This window comes from Streptomyces sp. NPDC102402 (genome assembly GCF_044765765.1).
In the GTDB taxonomy this organism is placed as follows: domain Bacteria; phylum Actinomycetota; class Actinomycetes; order Streptomycetales; family Streptomycetaceae; genus Streptomyces.
Genome location: NZ_JBIWKR010000013.1, coordinates 156778 through 181722 on the forward strand (window position 1 = coordinate 156778; position 24945 = coordinate 181722).

At 72.6% G+C, this 24945-nt stretch carries 25 protein-coding genes; 7 read left to right on the forward strand and 18 right to left on the reverse strand.

What is annotated here, in order from left to right; all coding sequences use genetic code 11:
* Positions 1–147: 147 nt before the first annotated feature.
* Together ACIRJR_RS29505 and argG are read right to left on the reverse strand one after the other, a co-directional pair.
* The gene (locus ACIRJR_RS29505; RefSeq protein WP_403786179.1) at positions 148–450 is read right to left on the reverse strand and encodes a hypothetical protein; all 303 of its coding nucleotides are present in this window, start codon (positions 448–450) and stop codon (positions 148–150) included.
* Positions 451–536: 86 nt separating this feature from the next.
* Entirely contained in the window at positions 537–1985 is a 1449-nt protein-coding gene (gene argG / locus ACIRJR_RS29510) for an argininosuccinate synthase (RefSeq protein ID WP_403786181.1), read from the reverse strand.
* A gap of 207 nt (positions 1986–2192) precedes the next feature.
* Here argG and ACIRJR_RS29515 point away from each other — a divergent pair, with 207 nt between their 5' ends.
* Positions 2193–2726 (forward strand): hypothetical protein, encoded by a 534-nt coding sequence (locus tag ACIRJR_RS29515; RefSeq protein ID WP_403786183.1) that lies wholly within the window; start codon positions 2193–2195, stop codon positions 2724–2726.
* 10 nt (positions 2727–2736) lie between these two features.
* Here ACIRJR_RS29515 and ACIRJR_RS29520 read toward each other — a convergent pair whose 3' ends face one another.
* The 4 genes from ACIRJR_RS29520 to ACIRJR_RS29535 form a co-directional block, all read right to left on the reverse strand.
* On the reverse strand, positions 2737–3516 hold the full coding sequence (locus tag ACIRJR_RS29520; RefSeq protein WP_403786185.1) for a DeoR/GlpR family DNA-binding transcription regulator: 780 nt from the start codon (positions 3514–3516) through the stop codon (positions 2737–2739).
* Between the two features lie 26 nt (positions 3517–3542).
* Positions 3543–4385, reverse strand: a complete 843-nt coding sequence (locus ACIRJR_RS29525; RefSeq protein WP_403786187.1) for a ketose-bisphosphate aldolase — start codon at positions 4383–4385, stop codon at positions 3543–3545.
* A gap of 145 nt (positions 4386–4530) precedes the next feature.
* On the reverse strand, positions 4531–5415 hold the full coding sequence (locus ACIRJR_RS29530) for an excalibur calcium-binding domain-containing protein (RefSeq protein ID WP_403786189.1): 885 nt from the start codon (positions 5413–5415) through the stop codon (positions 4531–4533).
* Positions 5416–5606: 191 nt separating this feature from the next.
* Positions 5607–6497 carry a helix-turn-helix transcriptional regulator gene (locus ACIRJR_RS29535; protein WP_403786191.1) on the reverse strand — a complete coding sequence of 297 codons (891 nt, stop codon included), beginning with the start codon at positions 6495–6497 and terminating at the stop codon, positions 5607–5609.
* A gap of 138 nt (positions 6498–6635) precedes the next feature.
* Here ACIRJR_RS29535 and ACIRJR_RS29540 point away from each other — a divergent pair, with 138 nt between their 5' ends.
* The gene (locus ACIRJR_RS29540; RefSeq protein WP_403786193.1) at positions 6636–7331 is read left to right on the forward strand and encodes an SDR family oxidoreductase; all 696 of its coding nucleotides are present in this window, start codon (positions 6636–6638) and stop codon (positions 7329–7331) included.
* 177 nt (positions 7332–7508) lie between these two features.
* A complete protein-coding gene (locus ACIRJR_RS29545; protein WP_403786195.1) occupies positions 7509–8474 on the forward strand; it encodes a Ku protein in 966 nt (321 codons plus the stop codon).
* Between the two features lie 9 nt (positions 8475–8483).
* Here the strand turns inward: ACIRJR_RS29545 and ligD are convergent, their stop codons facing one another.
* On the reverse strand, positions 8484–9443 hold the full coding sequence (gene ligD / locus ACIRJR_RS29550) for a non-homologous end-joining DNA ligase (protein WP_403786197.1): 960 nt from the start codon (positions 9441–9443) through the stop codon (positions 8484–8486).
* Positions 9444–9629: 186 nt separating this feature from the next.
* On the opposite strand from ligD, the gene ACIRJR_RS29555 reads away from it, so the two are divergent.
* On the forward strand, positions 9630–9989 hold the full coding sequence (locus tag ACIRJR_RS29555) for a hypothetical protein (protein ID WP_403786199.1): 360 nt from the start codon (positions 9630–9632) through the stop codon (positions 9987–9989).
* Between the two features lie 64 nt (positions 9990–10053).
* On the opposite strand, the gene ACIRJR_RS29560 is transcribed toward ACIRJR_RS29555, so the two are convergent.
* From ACIRJR_RS29560 to ACIRJR_RS29585, 6 genes are all read right to left on the reverse strand, one after another.
* Positions 10054–10581, reverse strand: a complete 528-nt coding sequence (locus tag ACIRJR_RS29560; protein ID WP_403786201.1) for a hypothetical protein — start codon at positions 10579–10581, stop codon at positions 10054–10056.
* 191 nt (positions 10582–10772) lie between these two features.
* Complete coding sequence (locus tag ACIRJR_RS29565) at positions 10773–11357, reverse strand: cysteine hydrolase family protein (RefSeq protein ID WP_403786203.1); 585 nt, start codon at positions 11355–11357, stop codon at positions 10773–10775.
* Positions 11358–11379: 22 nt separating this feature from the next.
* A complete protein-coding gene (locus tag ACIRJR_RS29570; protein WP_403786205.1) occupies positions 11380–11667 on the reverse strand; it encodes a hypothetical protein in 288 nt (95 codons plus the stop codon).
* 12 nt (positions 11668–11679) lie between these two features.
* Positions 11680–12294, reverse strand: a complete 615-nt coding sequence (locus tag ACIRJR_RS29575) for an ankyrin repeat domain-containing protein (protein ID WP_403786207.1) — start codon at positions 12292–12294, stop codon at positions 11680–11682.
* Between the two features lie 85 nt (positions 12295–12379).
* Positions 12380–14059, reverse strand: coding sequence for a cellulase family glycosylhydrolase (locus tag ACIRJR_RS29580; protein WP_403786209.1), 1680 nt, complete (start codon positions 14057–14059; stop codon positions 12380–12382).
* 265 nt (positions 14060–14324) lie between these two features.
* Positions 14325–14993: a hypothetical protein gene (locus ACIRJR_RS29585; RefSeq protein ID WP_403786211.1), complete on the reverse strand. Its 669-nt coding sequence runs from the start codon at positions 14991–14993 to the stop codon at positions 14325–14327.
* Between the two features lie 281 nt (positions 14994–15274).
* Here ACIRJR_RS29585 and aac(3) point away from each other — a divergent pair, with 281 nt between their 5' ends.
* Positions 15275–16147, forward strand: coding sequence for an aminoglycoside 3-N-acetyltransferase (gene aac(3) / locus ACIRJR_RS29590; protein ID WP_403786213.1), 873 nt, complete (start codon positions 15275–15277; stop codon positions 16145–16147).
* A 4-nt stretch (positions 16148–16151) separates the two neighbouring features.
* Here aac(3) and ACIRJR_RS29595 read toward each other — a convergent pair whose 3' ends face one another.
* The 3 genes from ACIRJR_RS29595 to ACIRJR_RS29605 form a co-directional block, all read right to left on the reverse strand.
* Positions 16152–17018: a GyrI-like domain-containing protein gene (locus ACIRJR_RS29595; RefSeq protein WP_403786215.1), complete on the reverse strand. Its 867-nt coding sequence runs from the start codon at positions 17016–17018 to the stop codon at positions 16152–16154.
* 109 nt (positions 17019–17127) lie between these two features.
* The gene (locus tag ACIRJR_RS29600; protein ID WP_403786217.1) at positions 17128–18138 is read right to left on the reverse strand and encodes a HEAT repeat domain-containing protein; all 1011 of its coding nucleotides are present in this window, start codon (positions 18136–18138) and stop codon (positions 17128–17130) included.
* Between the two features lie 6 nt (positions 18139–18144).
* Complete coding sequence (locus ACIRJR_RS29605) at positions 18145–18813, reverse strand: HEAT repeat domain-containing protein (protein ID WP_403786219.1); 669 nt, start codon at positions 18811–18813, stop codon at positions 18145–18147.
* 244 nt (positions 18814–19057) lie between these two features.
* Here ACIRJR_RS29605 and ACIRJR_RS29610 point away from each other — a divergent pair, with 244 nt between their 5' ends.
* Positions 19058–20140 (forward strand): tyrosine-protein phosphatase, encoded by a 1083-nt coding sequence (locus tag ACIRJR_RS29610; protein ID WP_403786221.1) that lies wholly within the window; start codon positions 19058–19060, stop codon positions 20138–20140.
* Between the two features lie 18 nt (positions 20141–20158).
* Here the strand turns inward: ACIRJR_RS29610 and ACIRJR_RS29615 are convergent, their stop codons facing one another.
* Positions 20159–21238, reverse strand: coding sequence for a MarR family transcriptional regulator (locus tag ACIRJR_RS29615; protein WP_403786223.1), 1080 nt, complete (start codon positions 21236–21238; stop codon positions 20159–20161).
* 609 nt (positions 21239–21847) lie between these two features.
* Here ACIRJR_RS29615 and ACIRJR_RS29620 point away from each other — a divergent pair.
* A complete protein-coding gene (locus ACIRJR_RS29620) occupies positions 21848–22594 on the forward strand; it encodes an SAM-dependent methyltransferase (RefSeq protein WP_403786225.1) in 747 nt (248 codons plus the stop codon).
* Between the two features lie 83 nt (positions 22595–22677).
* Here the strand turns inward: ACIRJR_RS29620 and ACIRJR_RS29625 are convergent, their stop codons facing one another.
* On the reverse strand, positions 22678–24804 hold the full coding sequence (locus ACIRJR_RS29625) for a HelD family protein (RefSeq protein ID WP_403786227.1): 2127 nt from the start codon (positions 24802–24804) through the stop codon (positions 22678–22680).
* Between the last annotated feature and the right edge of the window lie 141 nt (positions 24805–24945).

Here is a 24945-nt window from a genome sequence, read left to right on the forward strand (position 1 = left end):
GGCGTATCGGGCACCGGGGCGAGTGCCGCGGCGCCCGGGAGGTGAGCGGTGTGGCGCCCCCGGGTGGTGAGCCGGGTGGTGGGCGGCGCGCGGGACCGGTGAGGCGGCGCGCGGTGCCCATGGGCGGCGCGGCGGCGGTGGCCTGTGTCAGGCGCTGCGCCGGGTCACGGCCCAGGACGCGGCGGCGACCCCGCCCGCGACGGCGAAGACCGCGGGCCAGGCCCCGACCTTCTTGGCGAGCGGGTGCGAGCCGGCGAACGCGGCGACGTAGGCGAGGGTCAGCCCGGTGGCGGCCCTGGCCCCGGCCTGCTGGTTCCACCCGTACGCGGCGACCGAGCCGGCGGCCGCGAGTGCGACGCCGCCCAGCGGGCGCTTCTTCGTCCAGCGGGCGATGCCGTACCCGCCGACGAGACCGCTCGCCGCCACTGCCGCTGCCGGGACCCTGGCCATTGCCGCCACCTTCGCTCTCCTGCGTATGTGTCCGAGGATCCGAGGATAGGCCGCCCGCCCGGAGGCGGGCCGGCCCGGTCCCCCGGTCAGTCGGTGCCGAACTCCATGGCGGCGCGGTCCAGCAGCTCGTCGTCGCCGGAGACCTCGCCGCGTGAGGCGATGGCCTGCGCGCCGCCTTCCGACATGGCGCCGATCAGACCGGTCGCCGCCGCCTGGGCCGCGCCGATCAGCGTGGCCTGGGGCGTGCCGACGAGGCCGAGGCCGGCGAACTGCTCGAGCCGGGCGCGCGAGTCGGCGATGTCGAGGTTGCGCATGGTCAGCTGGCCGATGCGGTCCACCGGGCCGAACGCCGAGTCCTCGGTGCGCTCCATCGACAGCTTGTCCGGGTGGTAGCTGAAGGAGGGGCCGGTGGTGTTGAGGATCGAGTAGTCCTCACCGCGCCGCAGCCGCAGGGTGACCTCGCCGGTGACGGCCGAGCCGACCCAGCGCTGCAGCGACTCGCGGACCATCAGCGCCTGCGGGTCCAGCCAGCGGCCTTCGTACATCAGCCGCCCGAGGCGCCGGCCCTCGTTGTGGTACTGGGCGACGGTGTCCTCGTTGTGGATCGCGTTGACGAGGCGCTCGTAGGCGGCGTGCAGGAGCGCCATGCCGGGGGCTTCGTAGATGCCGCGGCTCTTCGCCTCGATGATGCGGTTCTCGATCTGGTCCGACATGCCCAGGCCGTGGCGGCCGCCGATCGCGTTGGCCTCGTTCACCAGGTCGACGGCGGTGGCGAAGGCCTTGCCGTTGATCGACACCGGGCGGCCCTGCTCGAAGCCGATGGTGACGTCCTCGGTGGGGATCTCGACCGACGGGTCCCAGAAACGGACGCCCATGATCGGTTCGACGGTCTCCACGCCGGTGTCGAGGTGCTCCAGCGTCTTCGCCTCGTGGGTGGCGCCCCAGATGTTGGCGTCGGTGGAGTAGGCCTTCTCGGTGCTGTCGCGGTAGGGCAGCCCGTGGGCCACCAGCCACTCCGACATCTCCTTGCGGCCGCCCAGCTCGGTGACGAAGTCGGCGTCGAGCCACGGCTTGTAGATCCGCAGGTGGGGGTTGGCCAGGAGGCCGTAGCGGTAGAACCGCTCGATGTCATTGCCCTTGAACGTCGATCCGTCGCCCCAGATCTGCACGTTGTCCTCGAGCATCGCCCGGACCAGCAGGGTGCCGGTGACCGCGCGGCCCAGCGGCGTGGTGTTGAAGTACGCGCGGCCGCCCGAGCGGATGTGGAACGCGCCGCAGGCGAGTGCGGCCAGGCCCTCCTCGACGAGTGCCGCCCGGCAGTCGACCAGGCGCGCGATCTCGGCGCCGTAGGCCTTCGCGCGGCCGGGCACCGACGCGATGTCGGGCTCGTCGTACTGGCCGATGTCGGCGGTGTAGGTGCACGGGACGGCACCCTTGTCGCGCATCCACGCGACCGCGACCGAGGTGTCGAGGCCGCCCGAGAAAGCGATGCCGACGCGCTCGCCGGTGGGCAGGGAGGTGAGAACCTTAGACATAGGAAGAGTATGCACTCGTTGGTATGTATATGCAAATGACGTCGTGAAGGGCCCGCCGGGCCGGATCGGGGGCCACTGCGAGCCTCCACCGCGAGGGGCCGGCTCTCGTGCACCGCGCTGACCGGTGCGCCCCACGCAGGAGCAGCTGGTCGCCGGCTGAGCCGCCGGCGTGGGATAAGGTCCGGGCCAACCGACGAGGGGGGCCTCATGTTGATCCGCACCGGCCTGCGTGCCGCGATACCGGCCGTGATCCTGGGGGCGCTGCTGGTGGGGTGCAGCGCCGCGACCACCACCGACGGACCGGGAAGTGACGTCCCGTACGTCGACCCGTCGGCGGCCCAGGCGGCCAGGGCCCAGGTGGAGAAGGCGGAGCTGACGGCCACGCCCTCACCCACGCCGACGCCGATCATCCAGGCGGACCCGGACGCACCGGAGCTGGTCCGTGACGCCTTCTCCGGGCTCCAGGCCACCTACCAGGACGGCTGCGCCCCCGGGGGCGCGAACTGCGCCTACTTCCTCGGGCGGGTCAACAGCGAACTGAACCGCCTGGACAAGGCGATGAAGGCCGACAAGAAGGGCCCCGGCCACTTCAAGGAGCCCATCGCCTGGATCGGCACACTGCGGACGACGCTGGACGGCGACCTCGCCACCCCGAACCTGGAGAAGCACCGCGGCGAACTGATCGGCACCCGGGACCGCATCAACACCTGGATGCAGGACCACCCGGAGGACTACCGCTGATCCGGCGGGGTCACACCCGCAGGACGTCGACCCCCAGGGCGGTGAACTCCTCGACGACGTCCTCCGGCGCGTCCTGGTCCGTCACCAGGACCGACACCGCGCTCGTCTCGCAGACCTGGGCGAAGGCGCGGCGCCCGAGCTTGGAGGAGTCGGCGACCACGATCACGGTGCCCGCGCACTCGGCGAGGGCGCGGTTGGCGCCGGCCTCGGACTCGTCGTGGGTGGCCGCTCCGAAGCGGGGGTGCACCGCGTCCACGCCGAGGATCGTGTAGTCCAGGGCGAAGGTGCGCAGGACGGAGTCGACCAGGGGGCCGACGAGTTCGTACGAGTTCGGCCTGGCCACCCCTCCGGTGACGACGATCTTCACCTGGGGGCGGACCGCGAGCTCGTTGGCGATGTTGATCGCGTTGGTCACCACGGTCAGGGCCGTACCCCCGCCCGAAGGCTCCGGCCGCAGAGCCAGCTCCCTGGCGACCTCCGAGGTCGTCGTGCCGCCGTTGAGGCCGACCGTGGAGCCCGCCGGGACCAGCTCGGCCGCGGCCTTGGCGATGCGCTGCTTCTCGTCGGCCCTGCGAGCCGCCTTGTAGCGGAGCGGCAGGTCGTAGGCGACGCTGCTGACCACCGCGCCGCCCCGCGTGCGGGTCAGCAGATTCTGCCGTGCGAGCTCGTCCAGGTCACGGCGCACGGTGGCGGCGGAACAGCCCAGCTTCTCGGCCGCGTCGAGTACGTCGAGGTGGCCCTGGTCGCTGAGGATCTCCAGCAGCCTGGTCCATCGTGTGTGTGCCGCCACCTGGTCCTCCTTGCTCGGACCGAACCCTATCGCCCGGGCCGGGCCAGGACGTCCAGCAGGCGTGCCACCTCCGCGGCGACCGCGTCGCGGGCCGGGCCGAGATAGGCGCGGGGGTCGGCGGCGTCGGCGTGGGTGTCCAGATGGGTACGGACGGCCCGGGTGAACAGCTTGTTGAGGTGGGTGGAGATGTTGACCTTCGTCATGCCGGCGCCGATCGCCGCGGCGAGGCCCGCGTCCCCGACACCCGAGGAGCCGTGCAGGACGAGCGGGACCCCCACCGCGTCACGCAGCCGGGAGATCAGCGCGAAGTCGAGGACGGCGTCACGGGTCAGCATCGCGTGCGAGCTGCCGACCGCGACCGCGAGCGCGTCGACGGCCGTGGCCTCGACGAAGGCCCGCGCCTCGTCCGGGTCGGTCCGCACGCCGGGGGCGTGCGCCCCGTCCTTGCCGCCGATCTCCCCGAGTTCGGCCTCCACCCAGACCCCGTGGTCGTGGCAGTAGGCGGTGATCTCGCGGGTCGCGGCGACGTTGTCGTCGTACGGGAGCGCCGAGGCGTCGAACATGACGGAGGTGAAGCCGAGCCGGACGGCCTCGCGTACCAGGCCCGCCGACTCCGCGTGGTCGAGGTGCACGGCCACCGGCACGCCCGAGGCGCGGGCGACGGCGAGCGAGGCGAGCCCGATCGGCTCGAGGGCGCCGTGGTAGCGGGCGGTGTTCTCGCTGATCTGGAGGATCACCGGAAGCCCGGCGGCTTCCGCCCCGCTCGCGATGGCCTGCGCGTGTTCGATCTGCACGACGTTGAAGGCACCGACGCCGGCCCTGCCGGTCCGTGCGTCGTGCGTGATCTCACCGGTGGATATGAGCGGCATGGGCTTCCCTCGCGGATGCGGGTTGCGTGAACCCAGGCGAATGATGCTCGAAGTTGCTCATTTATAGCGCGTTTGAATCAGATTGGAAAAGAGCAGCCGCCTCCGGCGAAGGCCGGAGGCGGCTGAGGGGTGAGGAGGTGTGGAGCTACTCGCAGGCGACTCCGTCACCGTCCCGGTCGAGGTGGGACCCGTATCCGGGGTCCCCGCGGTGGATGGGGGCGGCCCCGGCGGCGCGGACGGCGGTGCAGTTGGCGTAGGAGGTGCCGCCCCCGCCGGTGGACCCCCCGCTCGAACTCCCGCCGGACGTGCCCCCGGACGAGCCCCCGCTCGACGATCCGTACGGCTCGCAGCCGACTCCGTCACCGTCCCGGTCCAGGTGCGCGGCGTAACCCGGGTCGCCGCGCCGGACGGGAGCGGCGCCGGCGGCCCGTGCGGCGTCACAGTTCGCGTAACGGACCGTGGGTGCGGCAGGCTTCGCCTTCGGTGTCTTCGCGACCGTGGGCGTGGGCGTGGGCGTGGGCGTGGGCGTGGGGGTCGGGGACGGGGTGGGTGCGGACACGGTGATCCGCACGAGAGCGCTGTCGGCCGCCGGGGCCCCGCCCTTCGCGCCCTTCAACGCGACCTCGTACGTGAACTCGTCCTCGCCGGCGTAGCCGTCCGCCGGGGTGTACACCAGCGAGGCGCCCTCGACGGTGACGGTCCCGTGCGGCGTCGGGCTGTCCGCGGTCACGGTCAACTCGGCTGCTCCGTAGGTGTCCAGGAGCGCCGCGTCGGTGCCGTCCTCCAGGGTCACCAGGTCATTGGCCAACGCCTCGATCTCGATCTCCCGGCCGGCTTCCGCGCTCGCCGTGTCGTCGGCGAGCGCGAGCGTCCGCGCCCGTTCCGCCGAGGGTGAGGCGGACGCCGCCACGGGCTTCGCGTCCTTGCTCACGCCGTCGTCGCCTGCGCCCCCGCATCCGGCCAGAGCAAGCGCCAGGGCCGCGGCCCCCGCCGACAGTCCGAGCCGGCCGTTCGTCACGCGCGTCTTCATGTGCCCCCCAAAGTGCTTCCGAACTGCTGTGCAGCCGGGGGGCGATGCTCGCAGCGGAGGACCGGTGGGGCGGTCCCTTCGGCGGAAAGGAAGCGCAATTGTGATGAAAATGTGGAGGATGAGTGGGGGAGATGTGTGGTGTGAGGTCGCCTGTCGCGGTGCGGGGGTTCCCGTCTTACGCGGTCCGCCGCTCAGGTCATCGCCTGGGTGCCGATGACATCGAGCAGGGCGAGCCGGGCGGCGCCCTCGCTGCCGGGTGCCGCCGTGTACGCGACGACCCGCAGGTCGCTGCCCGGGGCGATCAGCACATCGCAGTCGAGGACGAACGGACCGATCTCGGGGTGGTCGATGTTCTTGCTCGCCGATTCGTAAGCGCCCACGATGCCCGAGTCCCACAACTCCGAGAAGCGGGCGCTCTCCTGCCGCAGGTCCTTGATCAGGGAGCGGAGTTCCTGGTCGGCGGGGTAGCGGGCGGTGGACGCCCTGAGGTCGGCGACCATCGCGGCCTCGAATCCGGCGCGCTGCTCGGGGGTGGGCCGGGCGTAGCCGTAGCGGCCGGTGAACTGCCGCCAGGCGATGTTGCGTTCGCGACCACGCTGCGCGGACGGTTCGCCGAGCAGGGCCGCCCAGGACGGGTTCCACTCCAGGAGGTTCCACGCGGCGTCGTGGACGCTCAGCGGGGTGCCGTTCAACTGGTCGAGCAGCCTGCGGAGTCCGGGCGGGATGTGGCACGAGATGTGGCCGGGGCCGGGTTCGGGCTGTCCGGCGAGGAGGTACAGGTAGGTGCGTTCGTCGCGGGACAGGCGCAGGGCGCGGGACAGCGAGGCGAGGACCGGAGGCGACGGGGAGGTGGCCCGGCCTTGTTCGAGGCGGGTGATGTAGTCCACGGACAGGGAGGCGAGCTGGGCCAGTTCCTCCCGGCGCAGCCCGGCTGCCCGCCGGACCCCGCCGGCGGGGAGGCCCACGGTGGCGGGGGAGATCCGGTCGCGCCAGCCGTGCAGCGCCCTGCCCAGGTCGTTGGAGTCCCGGGCTCCCGAAGGGGAGTCCGGGGCCTTGGCCGGGTTCTGCCGGGATGCGCTCACCCCTCCAGTATCCGTGCGGGGGCGCGCGACAGCCTGGTACTGGCAGTCCACCCGCTGAGGCGGGTACTGCCTGTCCTCCGTGGCGCCGAGGAGGCTGGACGCATCGACCGACCTACTGCTGAACACGGGAGCGTCACCATGACCACCACCCTCGTCACCGGAGCGAACAAGGGCCTCGGCTTCGAGACCGCCCGCCGTCTCGTCGAGGCCGGGCACACGGTCTACGCCGGGGCGCGCGACACCCGGCTCGGGGAGGAGGCGGCCGCCCGCCTCGGCGCGCGCTTCGTCCGGCTCGACATCACCGACGAGGACTCCGTGCGGGCCGCCGCCGACTTCGTACGCGAGGACGCGGGCCGGCTGGACGTCCTCGTCAACAACGCGGGGATCGGCGGCGCCGGCAAGCCGGTCGGCGAGACGACCGGGGCGGACATGGCGAGGACGTTCGAGACCAATGTCTTCGGCGCCGTACGGGTGACCAAGGCATTCCTCCCGCTGCTGGACGCGGGGAAGGACTCGGTCGTCGTCAACGTGGCCAGCGGTCTCGGTTCGCTGGCGGCGACGAACGACCCGAGCCGCGTCGAGTCCGGTGTGCTGCTGCTCGACTACAACTCGTCCAAGACCGCCCTGGTCATGGTGACGTCGCAGTACGCGAAGGCGTACCCGGGCATCAGGTTCAACGCCGTGGACCCCGGCTACACCGCCACCGACCTCAACGGGCACACGGGCCCCAAGAGCGTGGAGGAAGGCGCGGAGGTCATCGTCCGCATGGCGCTGATCGGTTCGGACGGCCCGACCGGCGGCTTCTTCGACGAGGACGGCGTCGCCGCCTGGTGACTCCGTCCCGCGGGTGACCGCTCCCCGGTGATCCACATGCGGTCCGGGGGCGGGGGCGCGAGGATCGTGGATACGGGCGGTGGCCCGGTGGCGCCTCGGCCCTCTCGGGCCGGTCTCCCTTCCAGGCGCACCGGTCCGCCTCCCGGCCCAGCCGCCAGGGGGGTCTGGAGGTACCGGATGCCACGGCCCCTGTGGACAGGAGCGATCAGCTTCGGGCTGGTCACCATCCCGATCAAGGTGGTGTCCGCCACCGAGAACCACTCGATCTCCTTCCACCAGTACCACCAGGAGGACATGGGCCGGATCCGTACCCGCAAGGTGTGCGAGATCGACGGCGAGGTCCTCTCGCAGGACGAGATCGGCAAGGGGTACGAGGTCGCCAAGGACCGGACCGTGCCCGTCACGGACGAGGAACTCGACCGGATGCCGTTGCCGACGGCGAAGGCCATCGAGATCGTCGCGTTCGTGGACGCCGACGACATCGATCCCGTCCGGATCAGCGACAGCTACTACCTCGCGGTCGACGGCCAGGTCGCGGCGAAGCCGTACGCGCTGCTGCGGAAGGCGCTGGAGCGCAGCGACAAGGTGGCCGTGGCGAAGTTCGCCTGGCACAACCGTGAGCGGCTCGGCCTGCTCCGGGTGCGCGAGGAGGCCATCGTGCTGCACTCGATGCGCTGGCCGGACGAGATCCGCAGCCCCGAGTCACTGGCACCCCGGGAGACCGAGCTGGACGAGGACGAGATCGCCCGTGCCGTGCAGCTGACCGACAGCATGGCCCTGGACGACCTCTCCGGCTTCCGTGACCACTACCGGGAGGCGCTGGAGGAGCTGCTCGCGGCCAAGTCCGAGGGCAAGGCGGTCCCGGCGGCGGCGGGGGAGGCGGAGGAGGAGCCGGGGAAGGTCATGGACCTGATGGCCGCGCTGAACGCGTCCGTGAAGGCGGCCAAGGAGACGCGGGGCGAGGACGCGACCGTCCACGAGATGACGCGCGACAAGCCCCGCGCCCGGAAGAAGGCGGCCCCGGCCGCGAAGAAGACGGGCTCCCGGAAGACGGCCTCCGCGAAGACGTCCTCCGGAAAGACGGCGGCGGGAGGGAAGCAGCCGGCCCGGAAGACGGCGGCGAAGAAGAAGGCGGCGTCCTGACCGGGTCCCTCACCCGATGTCGTCCGGTGCGAGGTCCGGCCGCAGTCGGTGCCAGGACGGCTGGCGCAGCCGTCCCGCCTTGGTCCGGGTCGAGTACCGCACCTCGCCGACCAGCCGTGGCAGCACCCAGTGGGCGCCCGCGACCGGTGGCGTCTTGTCGAAGGGGCACGTGTCGACCGCGGCCACCCGGAGGAGCCCCGCGAGTCTGGTCCGCTCGGCGTCGCTCCACCCGGTGCCGACGCTGCCCGCGTAGCGCAGGCCGCCCGGGTGCCGCTCACCGACGAGCAGCGCCCCCGGCAGGCCGCCCAGCCGCCCCCGGCCGGGCACCCAGCCTCCGACGATCACGTCCACCGTGCGGGCATGGCGGATCTTGATCCACGTACGGGAGCGGACGCCAGGCTCGTACACGGAGCCCAGCCGCTTCGCGACCACGCCCTCCAGCCCGGCCTCCCGCGTCATGGTCAGGGCCTCCTCACCGTGCCCGACGACCACCGCAGGGGTCGACCAGCGCGGGCCGTCCAGCCCGAGCCCCTCCAGCGCCGCCCGCCGCTCCGTGTAGGGCAGCGGCACCAGGCTGCGGTCGCGCAGGAACACGGCGTCGAACAGCACCAGGTGGGCCGGGACCCGCTGCGCCATGCGCGCGGCCTTCGCGGGTGAGCCGGAGAGCCCCATCCGTTGCTGCAGACGCTCGAAGTCGCTGCGCCCCTGGTCGTCCAGGGCGACGATCTCGCCGTCCAGCACCGCCGCTACCCCGCCCAGAGCGGGCCCGAGCCCCGCCAGGTCCGGGTACGCCGGGGTGATGTCGGCCCCGGATCTGGCCAGCAGCCGGACCGATCCGTCCCCCGGCAGGTAGGCCATGGCCCGCTGGCCGTCCTGTTTCACCTCGTACGCCCACTGCTCGTCCACGGCGGCGGGGGGCAGCCGGCCGGGGGTCGCGAGCATGGGGGCGAACCGGGGCAGAGAGGTCATGGCGGCAGCCTCTCAGCAGTCGCCGCGCAGGGCCGTCTGCCACGGCCGGTGGCCCGCCGCGACAGGTGCCCCGGGACACGACAGGTGCCCCGGGCACGGCGGGCGCGGCCGGGCTCCCGGAAACGAGGGAGACAGCCGTGCGCGGGCGTGGCACGCTGTGCGGCATGACGACGAACCGAAAGGTCCATGCCGCGTAGCCGCGCAGGACACCTCCGAAACGGCCCGGTCCGCCCTCGCCGGGCGAACGGCCCGAGCACCGTCATCGACGGCCTGTCCTCGCGCACCCTGGCGGAGATCGCCCGCCTGGAACTGGACCGCAACTACCTGGAGCCCGGCCGGGTCAGCGAGGCGGTGCGCGTCTGGAGGCGTCATGTGCGGCAGCCGCTGGGCGCGCTGTGGCGTGACTACGAACTGGGCAACAGCGAATGGGACTGCTGCGGCCACCCGCTGGAGGCGCGGGAGCTCCTCGGCACCGTGATGGGCGCGCTGTCGCCGCGCGGCGCCCGCGAACTCCGGCGTCTGGTCGACGGACTCGACGGCGACTGACCCGTGACCGGCCTGCGGCTGACGGACGACGGGAGACGGGGCGGCTCCGGGGCCACCGCCACCGCTAAGGGGAGGCCGACGGTGTGACGGCCGTCGGGGCGGGGGTCAGGGAGGGACTGACCCAGGGGAGGGACCGGCACATCTCCCTCTCGGTCTCCCGCATGGCGACCCGCGGCTTCCCGCCCCGCCGCGGCGTGACGTCGAAGACGTAGCACCCCACGGTGATCGTCTCGTGGGTGAGGAGGAAACCCGGTCCCACGCCCTCGAGTTGGGTGGTGATCCGGATGGATCCGGCGTCCCGGTCGACGGCGAGCCGCCCTTTGCCCTTGCCCATCCCGCCCAGACTCGACGCGATCTCGGTGTCCGTCAGCCGGCCGTCGGCCGCCTGAAGGGCGAGGAGTTCCTTCCGGCTCTCGGCGCCCGCGCGCATGTCCGCACGGGCGGTGTCCTCGTTGCGTCCGGGCTGGACCGACATCCAGATCATCACCCAGACGACCAACGCGAGGCACAGACCGAGGACCGTGACACAGCCTCTGAAGAGGCACGAGCCGACCGTCATCCCCGCCCCGCCGCTTCCCGCCGTCCGGTCCATGGGGGACAGCCTGGAGGGAGGCGGCGGGAGTGACCGGGGGAGAGACCGATCCGTGACCGTACCGACCGGTGTCCGATACCGCGTCCGGAGTCGGGGAGCGCCGGCGCCGCTCGCCACCCACGCCCCGGAAGCGGCCGCCGACACGTCCACCGCGCTTGGACCTCCAGGGCGGGCGTTCTACTGAGGCGTCGTCAGGGGGTGCTGAGTGGAGGGGCGGTGAACGTGACGTCGGCGGCCCTGGCCGTGACGTCGGCATCCCTGCTCAGGGGCCAGGCGGCGACCCGCGAGACCGTGGCCGCCGGAACCGCGGGGCTGATGCCGGGCTCCGCCGGGATGTCATGCGTCCCGTGGGCGTCGTACGGCAGGACCACCCGGTAGCCGTGCGCCACGGCCGTACGGGCCGTCGCCTGTACGCACATCTCGGACATCAGGCCGCAGACGACGAGTGACCGTACGCCTTGCGCGGCCAACAGGGCCTCCAGCGGCGTCTCCTGGAACGCGTCGTCATGGGTCTTGCGGATCGCCGCCTCCGTGGGCCCCGCCTCGACGGAGTGGTGCAGCTCCCAGCCGGCGGTGTGGGGTTCGTCGTCCGAGCCGGCGGGCCCGTCGTTCTGGACGTGGACGACGAGCGCACCGGCCGTCCTTGCGCGGGTGATCAGGTCCGCGGTGCGGTCCACGAGGCGCGCAGCCCCGGGCAGCGCGCCGTCACCACGGACGAACGCGCGCTGTACGTCGACAACGACGAGCGCGTGGAGGGGAGTTCTGTGCGGCGTCATGCCGCAATGATGACCTGGGCCGTCAGGCGATCGGTGCGTGGCCTGCGAGGGACAGGCGCATGGCGCACTCGTCCTCCGCCTCGACCGAGACCGCGATGCCCCAGTGCTCGCTCAGCATGCGGGCCACGTCCACGAGCCGCCGGCGCTCCTCGGGGCTGTACGCGGGGAAGCGCGTCCAGCCGCGGTCGGCGATCGTGTTGCCCAGTTCGGTGAACAGGGTCGCCCTGGCGCGCTGCTCCTCGTCGGGCGTCAGCGGAGCGGGCCCGGCTCCGGGGCCCACCGTGTGCACGTTGTACAGGTCGCGGATCACGGGCCGATCCTCTCAGGGCCGGGTGGCGGCGCGCAGCGCCTCGATGACGCGCCGGCAGTCCGGCCGCTCCTGAGGGAAGCGACGGCCCCGCTCGACTGCGAGCTTCTCGGCCTCGGGCGACGGCTCGGCGCCCCGGCGGAGCAACTGCCGCACCATGTCGACGTGGTTGAACCACACGGCCCACTCCAGGGACGTGAGGTCCCTCATCCGGAGGCCGATGTCGGCGCCCCGGTCCAGCAGCAGATCGACGATCTCCGGGCAGTTCGGCCCGGGTGCGGTGGAGGTGGCGGCGAAGAGGAGCGGGAATCCGGTGCGGCCCTCCGTGTCCGGGTGGGCACCCGCGTCGAGCAGGAGGCGTGCGATTTCCGTCCTCCTGAAGGTCGCGGCCATTCCCAGGACCGTCAGCTCGTGCCATTCGCCGGCCCGCTGTTCCGGATCGGCACCGGCCGCCAGGAGTAGGCGGGCCACGTCGCTGTGGCCCTGGCGCACCGCGAGGTCGAGGGCGGTGCGGCCACCCGCCCGGTAGGCGTCGACCGGCACGCCCTCGTCGAGGAGCCGGGCCACCAGGGCGGTGTCGCCGTCCTCCGCCGCCTGGACCAGTTGTTCCGCCTTGCCGTGAGTCCGCACTTCATGATCATGGCGAGTCGGCGGCGGCCAGGGAAGGGGGGAGGAGCGACCGGCAGGGGCGGAGCCCCTGCCGGTCACGCCGGGGTCAGGCAGTCGTGCAGGCGGTGCCGCTGAGGGAGAAGGCCTTCGGGGCCGTGTTGGTGCTGCTCCTGGTGCCGGTGAAGCCGAGGGTCACCGAGCCGTTCGCGGCGATCGCGGCCGTGTATCCGGCGGGGGCGACGCTGACCGTGGAGCCGCTCTGCGTGGGGGTCCCGCCCCACATGTTGGAGACGGTCTGGCCGTCGGCGAAGGCGAAGGCGAGGTTCCAGCCGTTGACGGCGCTCGCGCCGGTGTTGCGGATGGTGATCTCGCCCTGGAACCCGCCGGGCCACTCGCCGACCACCCGGTAGCCGACGGAGCAGCCGACGCCCGGGGTGGGTCCGGTCTTGTCCGTGGTGACGCTCACCGTGGCGGACCGGGCCGAGCGGTTGCCGGCCGCGTCACGGGCGTAGATGGCGAAGGAGTACGCCGTGTCGGCGGTGAGGCCGGTCACGGTGACGGTGTTGCTGGTGGACGAGGCGGCCGTGGTCTCGCCTCCGGCGCTGACGCGGACGATGTCGTAGCCGGCGATGGCAACGTTGTCCGTTGCGGCGGGCCAGGTGAGGGTGGCGGAGGTGGCCGTCACGGCGGAGGCGGTCGGGGTGCCGGGGGCGGTCGGGGCCTGTGTGTCGTCCGGGTCGCCGCCGTCACCGAAGACGGTGGCCTCCCGGGAGGTCTGGGCGATGCCGTCGGCGCCGTGGAAGATGCGCTCGCCCCAGGAGCTCAGCCGGCTCGGGTCGAAGTCGATGGCCAGGTCGAGGATCGGGTCGGTGTTTCCGCTCCAGGACCAGGCCAGGTAGCCGAGGCCGAGCTCTTCGGCGGTGGCCATCATGGTGTCCTCGTCCGGGTCGCCCCACTGGTCGGCCGGTCCGCCGAACTCTCCGATGAGGAGGGGCAGTCCTGCGTCGACGAAGGCGTTCAGGTAGTCGGTGACCGCCTGGGCCGTGTTGTAGACGCTGTACATGTGGATCGAGAAGATCAGGTTGCCCGTGGTGTCGGCGTCGTACACGGCCTGGGCGTTGGCGCGCATGACGCCCTGCCAGTCCTGACCCCAGTTGGGGGCGTCCACCATGATGGTGTGGGCGAAGCCGGCGTCGCGCAGCTTCTTGACGGCGGCGGTCGTGGGCGCGGTCCAGCCGGCGGGGTCGGTGTTGCCCCACGGCTCGTTGCCGATGTTGACGATGACGTAGTCCTCCTGGCCCGCGAGGACGTCCTTGAGGCTGATCCAGTAGTCGGCGGCGTGGTCGAGTGTGCCCGCTGCCGTGTCCTCGCCGTAGCCGGTGGTGTCGTGCACCTCCAGTACGCAGATCAGCCGGTTGGTCTTGCAGTCGTCGATGATGCCGGCGACTTCGTCGGGGCCGTTCCTCGTCCAGCGGTGGCCGTCGGAGAGGACGACGCGGACGGTGTTGGCGCCGAACGCCTTGATGTCGGCCAGCGACTGCGTCTCACCCGGGTACCAGGTGTGCGCGTGGTTCACGCCGCGCATGACGAAGTCGTTGCCGTTGCCCTCCAGCAGGCGGCCGTCGCTGATGTGCAGGCCGGTGGCCGCTGCCTTCGCCCGGACGGGCCCGGCCTGCGCCGAGGCCGGGCCGAGCGTACCCAGCAGGACGACGCCGAGAAGGACGGCCAGGCTCTTCAGCAGTGCGGTTAAGGGGCTCTTCCGTGCCGTGCTCGTTGCTGATCTCACTGCGACTCCAGAAAGGTGGGTGCCGGGTGACGCAAACATCGGATGTGACGTGGGAGCGCTCCCATAAAGCCATCTAGGCAGGGGCACGTCAAGACATCGCGCAGAGTTCGGCACCGCGGCCGAGCGGCGTGCCGAGACGCGGGTCCCGCACCCGTGGATGCGGGACCCGGCGTCGTCCAGCCGGGACCTGCGGCATGTCGCGCCGCGGCCCGCCGTCGTCCCGTCGGGCCGGCCGGAGCGGGGCGGGCCCGTACGTGAGGGGCCGTCAGGCCTTGCTGGTGCAGATCGCGTTGTACGGGCGCCCCGGGCTCGGGAACAGCTCGATGGGATTGTCCGCGTCCGCCGGGCACTCCTCGGCGGTCTTGGTGAGGGCGAGGACCTTGTTGCCGCCGCCGCTCGCGCAGGCGACCTCCTTCGCCCGGTCGTCCACACAGTCGCCCACCACGAGCTGTCCGCCGCCCGCTCCCGCGTCACCGGGGTGGTCGCCGGAGAGGTTGCGGCCGCAGATGGTCTTGCTGGGGATGCCGCCGGTGGAGGCGTCCCCGCCGAAGGAGACCTTCACCGAGATGATCTCGTCGGTCCCGGCCGGACACTCGACCGCCCCGGCGAAGATCTCGCCGTCCTTGACCTCGAGCGCCTTGATCGTCGCCTTCGGGTCGTCGCAGTCGAGGGGCTGGTAGCCGTCCTTCGAGGTGCTCGTGTCCGGCCCGGCGCAGTCGCCGGCCTTCCAGTCCCGGGCCTTCTGGCTGCCGCCCTTCGACGACCCGCCGCCGTCCGACGTCTGGCTGCAGGCGGTGGTGGCTCCCAGCGCGAGTGCGAGCAGCAGGGCGCCCCTGGCGTAGCCCCGGAGGGCCGTACGGGCGCCGCGCGCGGAGGGCGTGCCGGCGCTGACCGCACGGCCGTCGTGTGGTCGCGTACTGCCGTGAGTGGTCATGCTGCCCCCTGGATGCGTGGTGTGTCCCGCGCGGCACCCACTGTGACCGGCGCGGTGGTTCGCGCGTGAGGACGGCCGGACCGGGCGGAGTGGTTCCTGGGGCCCCTGACTCCGCCAACTCTGTTACGGAGCGATGAAGTTGTTCTGGCAGACCGCCCACCGTCCGGCACGACCGAGCCGGGCCGGCGACAGGGGGCGGCATGCGGTTGGGTGCGGTGCTGGGCGGGCGCTACGGGCCCGGACCCGGCCCCGGGCGGCAGGGGGACGGTAGCGTCGCCTCCATGGACGAACCGCCCCCGGACCAGGCCGCTCTGCTCGCGCGTTCCGACGGTCCCGTCACCCGCGGCCGGCTGGTCCGCGACCTGTCCGCGCTCGGTCTCGGCGAGGGCGACACCGTGATGTTCCATACGCGGATGTCCGCCCTCGGCTATGTGGCCGGAGGCCCCCCGGCGCTCATCGGCGCCCTCCTGGACACCGTGGGGGAGCGGGGCACGCTGATGGTGACCTGCGGCTGGAACGACGCCCTGCCGTACGACTTCACCGGCTGGCCCCGGCCCTGGCAGGACGCCGTACGGGCCGAACACCCCGCGTACGACCCGGAGCTGAGCGAGGCGGACCACGACAACGGCCGCCTCCCGGAAGCGCTGCGCCGATGGCCGGGGGCCGTCCGCAGCCGGCACCCCGACGTCAGCTGCGCCGCGCTCGGGGCTGAGGCCGCCGCGCTGACGGACGACCACCCGTGGGACGACCCGCACGGCCCCGGCAGCCCGCTCGCCCGGTTGGTCGCCCTGGGCGGCAGGGTGCTGATGCTGGGCGCACCGCTGGAGACCCTCACCCTCCTGCACCACGCGGAGGCACTCGCCGACGCGCCGGGCAAGCGGTTCGTGGAGTACGAGCAGCCGGTCCTCGACGACGGCGGGCGGCGCGTCTGGCGCCGGTTCCGTGACATCGACTCCTCGGGCGGGGCCTTCGACTACTCATCGGTCACGCCCGGCGGCCAGGACCCCTTCGAGACGATCGCCCGGGACATGCTGGCCGCCGGAACCGGGATCCGGGGGAGAGTGGGAGCCGCCGACAGCCACATCTTCGAAGCCGCCGAAGTTCTGGACTTCGGCCTCGCCTGGATCGAGGAGAGGCTGAACGGCCCCCACTGACCGGTCAGGCGGCGGACCGTTCCACGGGGATCCAGAGCTCCGCGTCCGCGTGCGTCCCGTCCTCGGAGAGCCGCACGCCCAGGATCTCGGGCCCGGGCCTGCTCCCGTACGGGTTCGACGGGAACCACTGGGTGAACACGTCCCGCCAGAGGTACTGGAGTGTCTTCGGGAAGGGCCCCGAGCTCTCGAAGACGGCCCACATGCCCGCCGGGACGGCCAGCGCGTCCATGTCCTCGGGCACGTCGGCTCCCGTCACCACCCCGTGGTAGTAGTCGAGTTCGGTGCCCTCCGCCCGGCTCGGGTCGAGCTGGTCGCTGACCCCGACGATCCCCGCCGGCTCCTGGTCGGAGAGTGCGGCGACGCGCCGCATGGTGTCGGCGCCGATGGACCGGATGAAGCCGGCGATCGCCGGATTCGCCCCTTCGTGGACGAGGGGTACGCGGGCCTTCCTGCCGACGACACGGAAGGCGTCCTTCTCCACGATCCTGTACCGCATGCTGCTGCTCCCTTCGATGACGAGGCGGAAGGACATCCGGGGCTGGGAGTGCAGCGCCGCACCGCTCCGCCGGGCCTCGCCCGGGCCCACGCCGTGCATGGCGCGGAACGCCCGCGCGAAGGCCTCGCCCGAGCCGTAGCCGTAGCGGGTCGCCACGTCCAGCAGCGTCCGGTCGCCCGAGAGCACCTCGGCGCCCGCCACGGTGAGCCGCCGTCGCCGGACGTACTCCGACAGCGGGAGGCCCGCCAGGGCGGAGAACATCCGCCGGAAGTGGTACTCCGACGTCACCGCGATCTGTGCGAGGGCCGCCACGTCGATCGGCTGGTCGAGGTGGGACTCGATGTGTTCCATGGCCTGGTTCAGCCGGTCCAGCATCCCGGACTCCTTCCTTTCAGCTGCCACGTTAGGAAGGACCCACCCTGCCGGACCCGACATCCTGTGCCCGGTGCGGTCGGGTGCGGTGTCCCGTGCGCGAACGCCGCGCTCACCCCTGCCCGGCGGCGCGCAGCGTGAGGACGTAGGCCGCGGTGAGCGCGACGGCACGGTCCGCGTCGTGCGACAGATCCGCCAGGGCCCGTGACGCCGCGTCACCCGGGATCTCCGCGAGTGCCTGGGTCAGCCGCCGGCGTACGGACGAGCCGGCGGAGCGCCGGGCGAGGCGGTCGACGAGCGTGGTGGCGATCCGGTCCGCCGGGCCGGGACCGTCCGCCAGCGCCCGGAGGGCATCGGCCGCGTCGACGTCGTTGGCCCCGTCCACGACCATGGTGACGAGCGTCGGGACCGCGTCGGTCACGCCGCGCGCCCCGAGCGCCAGGGCCGCGCACCGGCGGACCACGATGTCGGAGTCGGTGAGGGCCTCCCGCAGCAGCACCGTCGCCCCGTCGTCCGGGATCTCGGCGAGGGACCGTGCGGCCCGTCTGCGCACCGCGGCCACCGGTGACCCGAGGCCCTCCGCCAGCAGCGCCGCACCGGTGTCGCCCGACTGCGCCAGAGCCCATCGAAGGGCACCGGCGACGTGCGGGTCCGTCTCGCTCAGCGCTGCCTCGACCAGCGCCTCCACCGGCACCGGGTCCCCTTCGGCCGAGGACAGTGCCGCACGCTGGCGTTTCCCGGCGCTGTCCGAGCCCAGGGCCTGGAGCAGTGCGACGGTCTGGAGGACGTCCTCCCAGCCCTCGGGGTCCGCGGCGTCGATCCGGTGGAGCCGGGTGAGCAGCGCCGTCTCACCGGCGATGCGCTCCTGTGTCCTGCGGACGAGGTCGTCGACGAGCTTCGACGGCGTGAAACCGGGGTCGTCCAGCGCGCGCCCGACCTCGCGCAGCGACAGCCCCAGTGACCGCAGGCTCTCGATGTGGAAGATCCGCCGGATGTCCTCGCCGGAGTACTCGCGATAGCCCCCGCCGGTGCGCCCCGTCGGCCGCACCAGGCCGAGCGACTCGTAGTGCCTGAGCATGCGGGCGCTGACCCCGGACCGCCGTGCCACATCACCGATCAACACTGCCTGTCACTCCTCCTGGACGTGCGTTCCCAGGGCCACGATGCGCTTCGCCTCCTCGACGGCGTAATCGAATCCGGCATCCGGGTCGCGCAGCAGCTGTTCCGTGGCCCCCGCGTGCTCGCGCACGCCGGCGGCGGGACTCTTCGCCGCCGAGCGCAGAACCGGCACGATCACCTCGCCGAGGGCGATCAGCGCCCGGCTGAGACTCAGCCGCGTGTCGCGCCCGCCGCGCCCGAGCTGTGTCACCAGCACCTCGGCCAGGGCGGGCTCCTCCCCTTCGGGGACGAGGACGACCGCCGCCCGCCAGGCGCTCCGCGCCACGTCGTCGTCGGTGTCGGTCAGGTGCGCCCGGGTGATCGCGGGCCACGCCTGCCGATCGCCGATCTTGGACAGCGTGTGCAGGGCCTGGCTGCGCGCCTGCACCCGCTCCGAACGGAGTTCCCCTATGAGCGCGGGGACCGTCATCGACGACGCGTGGCGGGTGAGCGCCCAGGTGAGCAGCTCGCGCACCTGGAAGTCGGGCTCGGTCGCGCACCGCTCGACGAGCGTGCCGACGTACCGGGGGTCCGGGGCCGTGCCGACCGCCATCGCCGCCCGCAGCCGTACGGACGCGTCGCCGTGCTCCAGCCCCCGGAGCCCTCGCGTCACGTCCGTGTCCTGATCCGCCATGGTCATCGGGACCACCTCCTCGGCCACAGTGAAGACCTTGTCACCGTGTCAAGGTCAAGGGGAGCGGACCCGACCGGACCGCGACCGTACGTCGGCAGGATCGCCGTGATCGCCGTGATCGGCAGGATCGGCGTGGGCTGCGGAGACGGGGTGGTCGGTCCGGGCTGCGGAGAACGCTGTTCGGCCCGGATTCCCGCTGCGTTCACCAGCCATTACGGCGACGACCGTCAAGCCCTCAGAAGATCCATGCATGACGCACATGACTCGTGTAAAGGCCTCCACCTGCGCCCTGGCCGCCGCGCTCCTCGTCGGGATAACCGCCCCGGCCGTCTCGGCCCACGGCGCCCCCGCCCACTCCGGGTGGGGCGCCCACGCACGCATCCCGTTCACCCAGGCCGAGGTCACCGCGCAGGACGACGGCTCGTACACGGTGGAGTGGAAGGCGCCCGGCGTGCGCCGTGTCGCCGTCAAGGCGAACGGGCGCACGGTGGCGTCCGGCGGGGCGACCGGCAAGGTCACCGTGCGGGGGCTGCGTCCCGCCGACCGCCAGTGGTTCGACCTGGTGCCCGAGCGTGGTGGTTCCCTGCACCTCGCCGACCGGCTCATCCAGCTCGAGGGGTCCGTCAACTTCCGTGACGCGGGGGGCTACCGCACCACCGACGGCCACTGGGTGAAGATGGGCGAGATCTACCGCTCCGACGCCCTGGACAAGCTCACCGACGCCGATCTGGCGAAGCTGAAGCGGCTGTCGGTCCGTACGGTCTACGACCTGCGCATGGAGTCCGAGCGCACGGCGGGCCCCGACCGCGTCCCGGCGGGAGCCAGGCACGTCGTCGCCGACGTGCTGGCGGGATCGCCGACCTTCACCGCGATGCCGACGACCCCCGAGGAGGGCGTCGCGATGATGGTCGAGGGCGAGAAGTTCATGGTCAGCGGCGACACCGCGAAGTCCGCCTACCGCACCGTCTTCGGCGGCATCTCGGACGACTCCGCGCATGCCGTCGTCTTCCACTGCACGGCGGGCAAGGACCGCACGGGCTGGGCGAACGCGGCCCTGCTCACGGCGCTCGGCGTCCCGCGCTCCACGGTCATGGAGGACTACCTCGCCTCCAACGACTACCGCGCCGAGGCCAACGCGGCCGCGCTCGCCTCGATGCCGGCCGAGCAGGCCGCGGTGTACAAGCCGCTGCTGGACGTGCGCCCCGAGTACCTCAACTCCGGCTTCCAGGAAGTCGGGAAGGCGTTCGGCTCGTTCGGCGCCTACGAGAAGAAGGCGCTCGGCCTGGACGCCAGGGACCTCCGCGACCTGAAGCAGGACCTGCTGGTGGGCTGACGTGTCGCACCGGCCGGGTCAGGGGGACTTGAGCAGGGTCCTCAGCCCGGCGGCGAACGTACGCACGTCCTGCTCGCTCGGCCGCTGCACCGGGGCCTCCTCCTGGCCGGGCGCGCGGCACGGGCGGCAGAGACCGTCGGGGAGGGCCTCCGCCCGGCCCGGGGTGCCGCACCTGGTGCACTCCAGCATCACGCGGTGGACGGGGGCCCCCGGCGCGGGCGGCGTCGGCGCGGTGGGGGCGTGCGGCGGGATCTTGACGGTGAGGCGGCGGCGTACGAGGCCGACGGGGTAGTCGACCTGGGCTGGGAGCCCGGCAGTGAGGGCCCGCGTGAGGTAGTCCGCGTCGACGCCGCGCGCGAACCACCCGGCGGCGAGGGGCTCCAGGACCGCGCAGTCGGCGGCGGACAGGGCCAGGCGCGAGTCGACGCGGCCGAGCCGCGCGAGGGCGAGGTAGGCGGGGGAGTGCCCGGCGGGCTCCGGCGCCGGGGTCCGCTGCTGCGGCACCGCGGGGGCGGGTGCGGGTGCGGGCGCGGGGGGATCGGCGGGCGCGGATGAGGGTTCACGTGCGGGTGCGGGCTCGGGTGCGCCCGGGGCCTGGGTCGGGGCCTGGGCCTGGGCCGCCATGGGGGCCCGCTCAGGTGGAGGCGCGGCGGCGGGCTCGGGGGCCGGGGCGGCGGCCACCGGCGGAGCGAGCGCCGTCGTGGTGACCTCGGTGGCGGCCCACCACTCGTTGTCGCGGGCGGTGCGTGACCAGAACGTCCGGGACACCCAGCGGACTTGGCCCAGCTCGCCGACCAGGCACCGTACGCGCCGCAGGTATCCGGCGGCCGCCAGCGCCTTCAGCGCGGAACCGACGGCCTGCTGGCCGTACAGCGGCAGCTGCTTGGCGAGGCTCTTGACGTCCATGGAGGCGCCGTCGGGCAGGTGGTCGATGTATCCGGCGACGTACCGCTCCCGGGCGGGCAGCAGGGCGAAGTCGGCTGAGCTGCGGGGGAGTTGTCCAGGCATGGAGCGCTTGCCGTAACCGGGCTTGGCCATCGGGTACGGGCGCGAGGATGCAGGGGCGCACAGGGCGGGGCTAGGGTGCTGGATAGCCACGAGATCGGGGGTCCTTCGATCTTGAGGTGAGACCCCGGCCCGGTGCTTCTACACCGCGTCGGGGTCGCTTGGTTCTTGGTTCCCGCACCGTAGGCAGTCGCCACGCTCCGCCGCAAGTCGGTCACGATTAGTCATACTTGCTGGCCGTGACGGGTCAGGGAGGGTGGGGAGGTTTCCCAAACCCCCTTCTTTCCCTACCGGTCAAAGGCATCGCTCGAATCCCGGCCCTCGGATCCCGACGCCCGGGTCCCGAAGCTCAAGCGTCGGGCGGAACCCCTGATTCCGGGCCCCGAAAGGGTGAACTACCGGGGTCGACGCTCGGACCCCGGGACTCGGGACCCGAGCGCCGGGACGCCGAGCACCGACACGCCGAGCGCCGACACGCCGAGCGCCGACACACGCAGGCGGTGAGCCACACGGCGCGCAGAGAGCGCGACGGGCCGGATAAATCGGTGGAGACCCCGGCCGTGACGGCCTATGTTCGCCGGGTTCGAGATCCACGCGCAGAGGACGAGGTGCTTTTGATGACGGTCCGGGCCACGGCTGCCGACTCCGGTCGGCTGCCCTCCACAGACACCATGACCTCATCGAACCGAAGGATCACCTCTCGTGGATCTTCCACGCATCTTCACCATCCGTGAGTCCAGCCACCGCATCCACAATCCGTTGACCCCCGGCAAGCTCGCCGCCCTGGGCCAGGCGCTCCACCTGGCGCCCGGAACCCGTGTGCTCGACCTCGCCAGCGGGTCGGGCGAGATGCTGTGCACCTGGGCCCGTGACCACGGTGTCACCGGGACCGGGGTGGACATCAGCACGGTGTTCACCGAGGCGGCCCGCGCCCGCGCCGCCGAACTCGGTGTCGCCGACCGGGTCACCTTCGTCCATGACGACGCCTCCGGCCATGTCTCGGACGAGCCGGTCGACCTCGCCGCGTGCATCGGTGCCACCTGGATCGGCAACGGCGTGGCGGGCACCGCCGAGCTGCTGGCCCGCAGTCTCCGCCCCGGCGGACTGATGCTGATCGGCGAGCCGTACTGGCGCCGGGAAGTGCCGGACGAGGAGACCGCCGTGGCCTGCCACGCACGCTCCAAGGAGGACTTCCTGGTCCTGCCGGAGCTGATCGGGCAGTTCGGCGACCTCGGGTACGACGTCGTGGAGATGGTGCTGGCCGATCAGGACAGCTGGGACCGCTACCAGGCGGCGCAGTGGCTCAACCTCCGCCGCTGGCTCGACGCCAACGCCGATGACGAGCTGGCCCCGCAGGTACGGGCCGAGCTCACCACCGGCCCCGCCGATTACGCGCGCCACGCGCGTGAACACCTCGGCTGGGGTGTCTTCGCACTGATGGCCCGCTGACGGTCCGGCCGGTGCGGGTCCCGGCGGCTGGACGCTGCCGGGACCCGCACCGGCCGCACGGGACGTCCCCGCGCCCGCGCGCCTCAGCGCAGCGACTCCGGCAGTCCCTCCCGGTGCACGATGCCCAGCCGCTGCGTCGCCCGGGTCAGTGCCACGTACAGGTCACTGGTCCCGAACCTGCCGGGCTCCACGACCAGGACGTGGTCGAACTCCAGCCCCTTCGCCTCGCGCGGGCCGAGCAGCACCACGGGGCGGGTGAGGTCGGGTTCGTCGCCCGCCGTGATGCCGTCGAGCGGAGCCGCGATCTCCTCGTGCAGCTCGCGAGGCGCGATCACCGCGAGGCGGCCCTCCTCCGGCGTCAGCTCCTCGACGGCCCGCGCCACCGCGTCCGCCAGATCCGCGCCCGAGTCCCGCGTCCACGGCGTCTCGCCGGTGGACCGCACCGACCCGGGCGGCTCGAACGACGGGTCCTCGGCCTGTATCACCCGGGCCGCCAGCTCCATGATCTCGGCGGGCGTACGGTAGTTGACCCCCAGCCGCACGTGCTCGAAGCGGTCGCCGACGTACGGCTCCAGGATCCTGTCCCACGAGCCGACGCCCGCCTCCTCCGAGGTCTGCGCCGGGTCCCCGACCAGGGTCAGCGAACGGGTCGGTGAGCGGCGCATCAGCAGCCGCCAGGCCATGGGCGAGAGCTCCTGCGCCTCGTCGACGATGATGTGCCCGAAAGCCCATGTCCGGTCGGCCGCCGCCCGCTCGGCCGCGCTGCGGTGGTCGGCCTCCTCATGGCGCTCGGCCATCCGCTCGGCGTCGATGATGTTGTGCGCGGCGAGGATCTCCGACTCCTCCTCGTCCTCGAACTCGTACGTCTCCGACCCCAGCGACAGATCCAGGACGCCCTGCGCGTAGGCCACCCGTTCCTGGCGCTCGGCCTCGGCGGCGGCCCGCTCGGCACTGTCGTCGGACCCGAGCAGCTCGGCGGCCTCGTCGAGGAGCGGCACGTCGGCCGGGGTCCACTCCCCGTCGCCGGGGGCCCGCCGGACGGCCTCGGCGTCCTCGTCCGGCAGGTACACCGGCTCGGCCAGGTAGCCGGCGAGGAACTCCTGCGGGGTGAGCTGCGGCCACAGCTCGCCGATCGCGGCGTGCACCTCCTCGCTCGTGGCGACGCTCTTGCCGAGCTGGGCGACGTCGTCCGCGCCCAGGAAGTTGGGGCCGCCGTACGGGTCCGCGCCGATGCGTTCGGTGAGCTGCGCGGTGAGGGCGTCGATGACGTGGAAGGTGAAGTACGGGCGTGCGAGGTTGTGCGGCAGCCGGGTCTCGCGAGCGGCCTGCCGGGCCTCGTAGGCGATCTCCCAGTCCAGGACGAGGTCACCGTCGTCGTGCGGGACGATCACCGGTGCGCCGGGCTCGGGCAGCGCCTGCCGGTCGCGTACGGCGAGGGCGAGCGCCTCGGCCATCGCCGCCCCGCCCTTGACGGCCGCCGCCCGGGGGGTGTCGGTGCCCCGGGCGTGGACGCCGGGGAACAGCTCGGCCTGCGTGGCGAGCATGACCCCGGTCTCGCCGAGCGCGGGCAGCACCTCGCCGATGTAGCGGAGGAAGGCCGGGTTGGGGCCCACGACCAGGACCGCGCGCTTGGCGAGGAGTTCGCGGTGCTCGTAGAGGAGGAAGGCCGCACGGTGCAGCGCGACCGCCGTCTTGCCCGTGCCGGGGCCGCCCTCGACGACGAGGACACCACGGTGCGGAGCCCGGATGATCCGGTCCTGCTCCGCCTGGATCGTCCGCACGATGTCGCCCATGCGGCCGGTGCGGGCGGAGCTGAGCGCGGCGAGCAGCACGGCGTCACCGGTCGGGTCCTCGAAGCCGCTGCGCTCGTCGTCCCCCAGGTCGAGGATCTCGTCGTGCAGCTCGGTCACCGTGCGGCCCTCGGTGGTGAGGTGTCTGCGCCGGCGCAGCCCCATCGGCGTATGCCCGGTCGCGAGATAGAACGGCCGCGCGACCGGTGCCCGCCAGTCGATCAGAAGGGGCGTGTGCTCGGTGTCGTCCTCACGAATACCGATACGGCCGATATGGTGCGCGGCGCCGTCCCGGAGATCGATACGGCCGAAGCAGAGGGAGCCGTCCACCGCATTCAGGGCGGCGAGCAGGCCCGAGCGCTCGGAGACGAGGACATCGCGCTCCAGCCGGGCCTGCAGGCCGTTCCCCACCGGGATCAACGCCTCCTCGACGCGGGGGGGGGGGGGCCCCCCCCGCCCCGCGCCCCCGGGGGGGGGGCGGGGGGGGGATTAAACCACCCAGGTCAATAATAACAGTTAGGGACTGTGAAAAAAAAAAAACAACCCGACAAGAGTGTTGGT

What these genes read in the sequence shown, in the direction of transcription:
- ACIRJR_RS29560 (WP_403786201.1), bottom strand. Translation starts at nt 10,581, where the DNA reads ATGGACCGGACGGCGGGAAGCGGCGGGGCGGGGATGACGGTCGGCTCG.
- ACIRJR_RS29595 (WP_403786215.1), bottom strand. Translation starts at nt 17,018, where the DNA reads ATGCTGGACCGGCTGAACCAGGCCATGGAACACATCGAGTCCCACCTC.
- ACIRJR_RS29605 (WP_403786219.1), bottom strand. Translation starts at nt 18,813, where the DNA reads ATGACCATGGCGGATCAGGACACGGACGTGACGCGAGGGCTCCGGGGG.
- ACIRJR_RS29585 (WP_403786211.1), bottom strand. Translation starts at nt 14,993, where the DNA reads ATGACCACTCACGGCAGTACGCGACCACACGACGGCCGTGCGGTCAGC.
- ACIRJR_RS29525 (WP_403786187.1), bottom strand. Translation starts at nt 4,385, where the DNA reads ATGCCGCTCATATCCACCGGTGAGATCACGCACGACGCACGGACCGGC.
- ACIRJR_RS29545 (WP_403786195.1), top strand. Translation starts at nt 7,509, where the DNA reads ATGCCACGGCCCCTGTGGACAGGAGCGATCAGCTTCGGGCTGGTCACC.
- argG (WP_403786181.1), bottom strand. Translation starts at nt 1,985, where the DNA reads ATGTCTAAGGTTCTCACCTCCCTGCCCACCGGCGAGCGCGTCGGCATC.
- ligD (WP_403786197.1), bottom strand. Translation starts at nt 9,443, where the DNA reads ATGACCTCTCTGCCCCGGTTCGCCCCCATGCTCGCGACCCCCGGCCGG.
- ACIRJR_RS29530 (WP_403786189.1), bottom strand. Translation starts at nt 5,415, where the DNA reads ATGAAGACGCGCGTGACGAACGGCCGGCTCGGACTGTCGGCGGGGGCC.
- ACIRJR_RS29555 (WP_403786199.1), top strand. Translation starts at nt 9,630, where the DNA reads ATGCCGCGTAGCCGCGCAGGACACCTCCGAAACGGCCCGGTCCGCCCT.
- ACIRJR_RS29565 (WP_403786203.1), bottom strand. Translation starts at nt 11,357, where the DNA reads ATGACGCCGCACAGAACTCCCCTCCACGCGCTCGTCGTTGTCGACGTA.
- ACIRJR_RS29540 (WP_403786193.1), top strand. Translation starts at nt 6,636, where the DNA reads ATGACCACCACCCTCGTCACCGGAGCGAACAAGGGCCTCGGCTTCGAG.
- ACIRJR_RS29505 (WP_403786179.1), bottom strand. Translation starts at nt 450, where the DNA reads ATGGCCAGGGTCCCGGCAGCGGCAGTGGCGGCGAGCGGTCTCGTCGGC.
- ACIRJR_RS29610 (WP_403786221.1), top strand. Translation starts at nt 19,058, where the DNA reads ATGACGCACATGACTCGTGTAAAGGCCTCCACCTGCGCCCTGGCCGCC.
- ACIRJR_RS29515 (WP_403786183.1), top strand. Translation starts at nt 2,193, where the DNA reads ATGTTGATCCGCACCGGCCTGCGTGCCGCGATACCGGCCGTGATCCTG.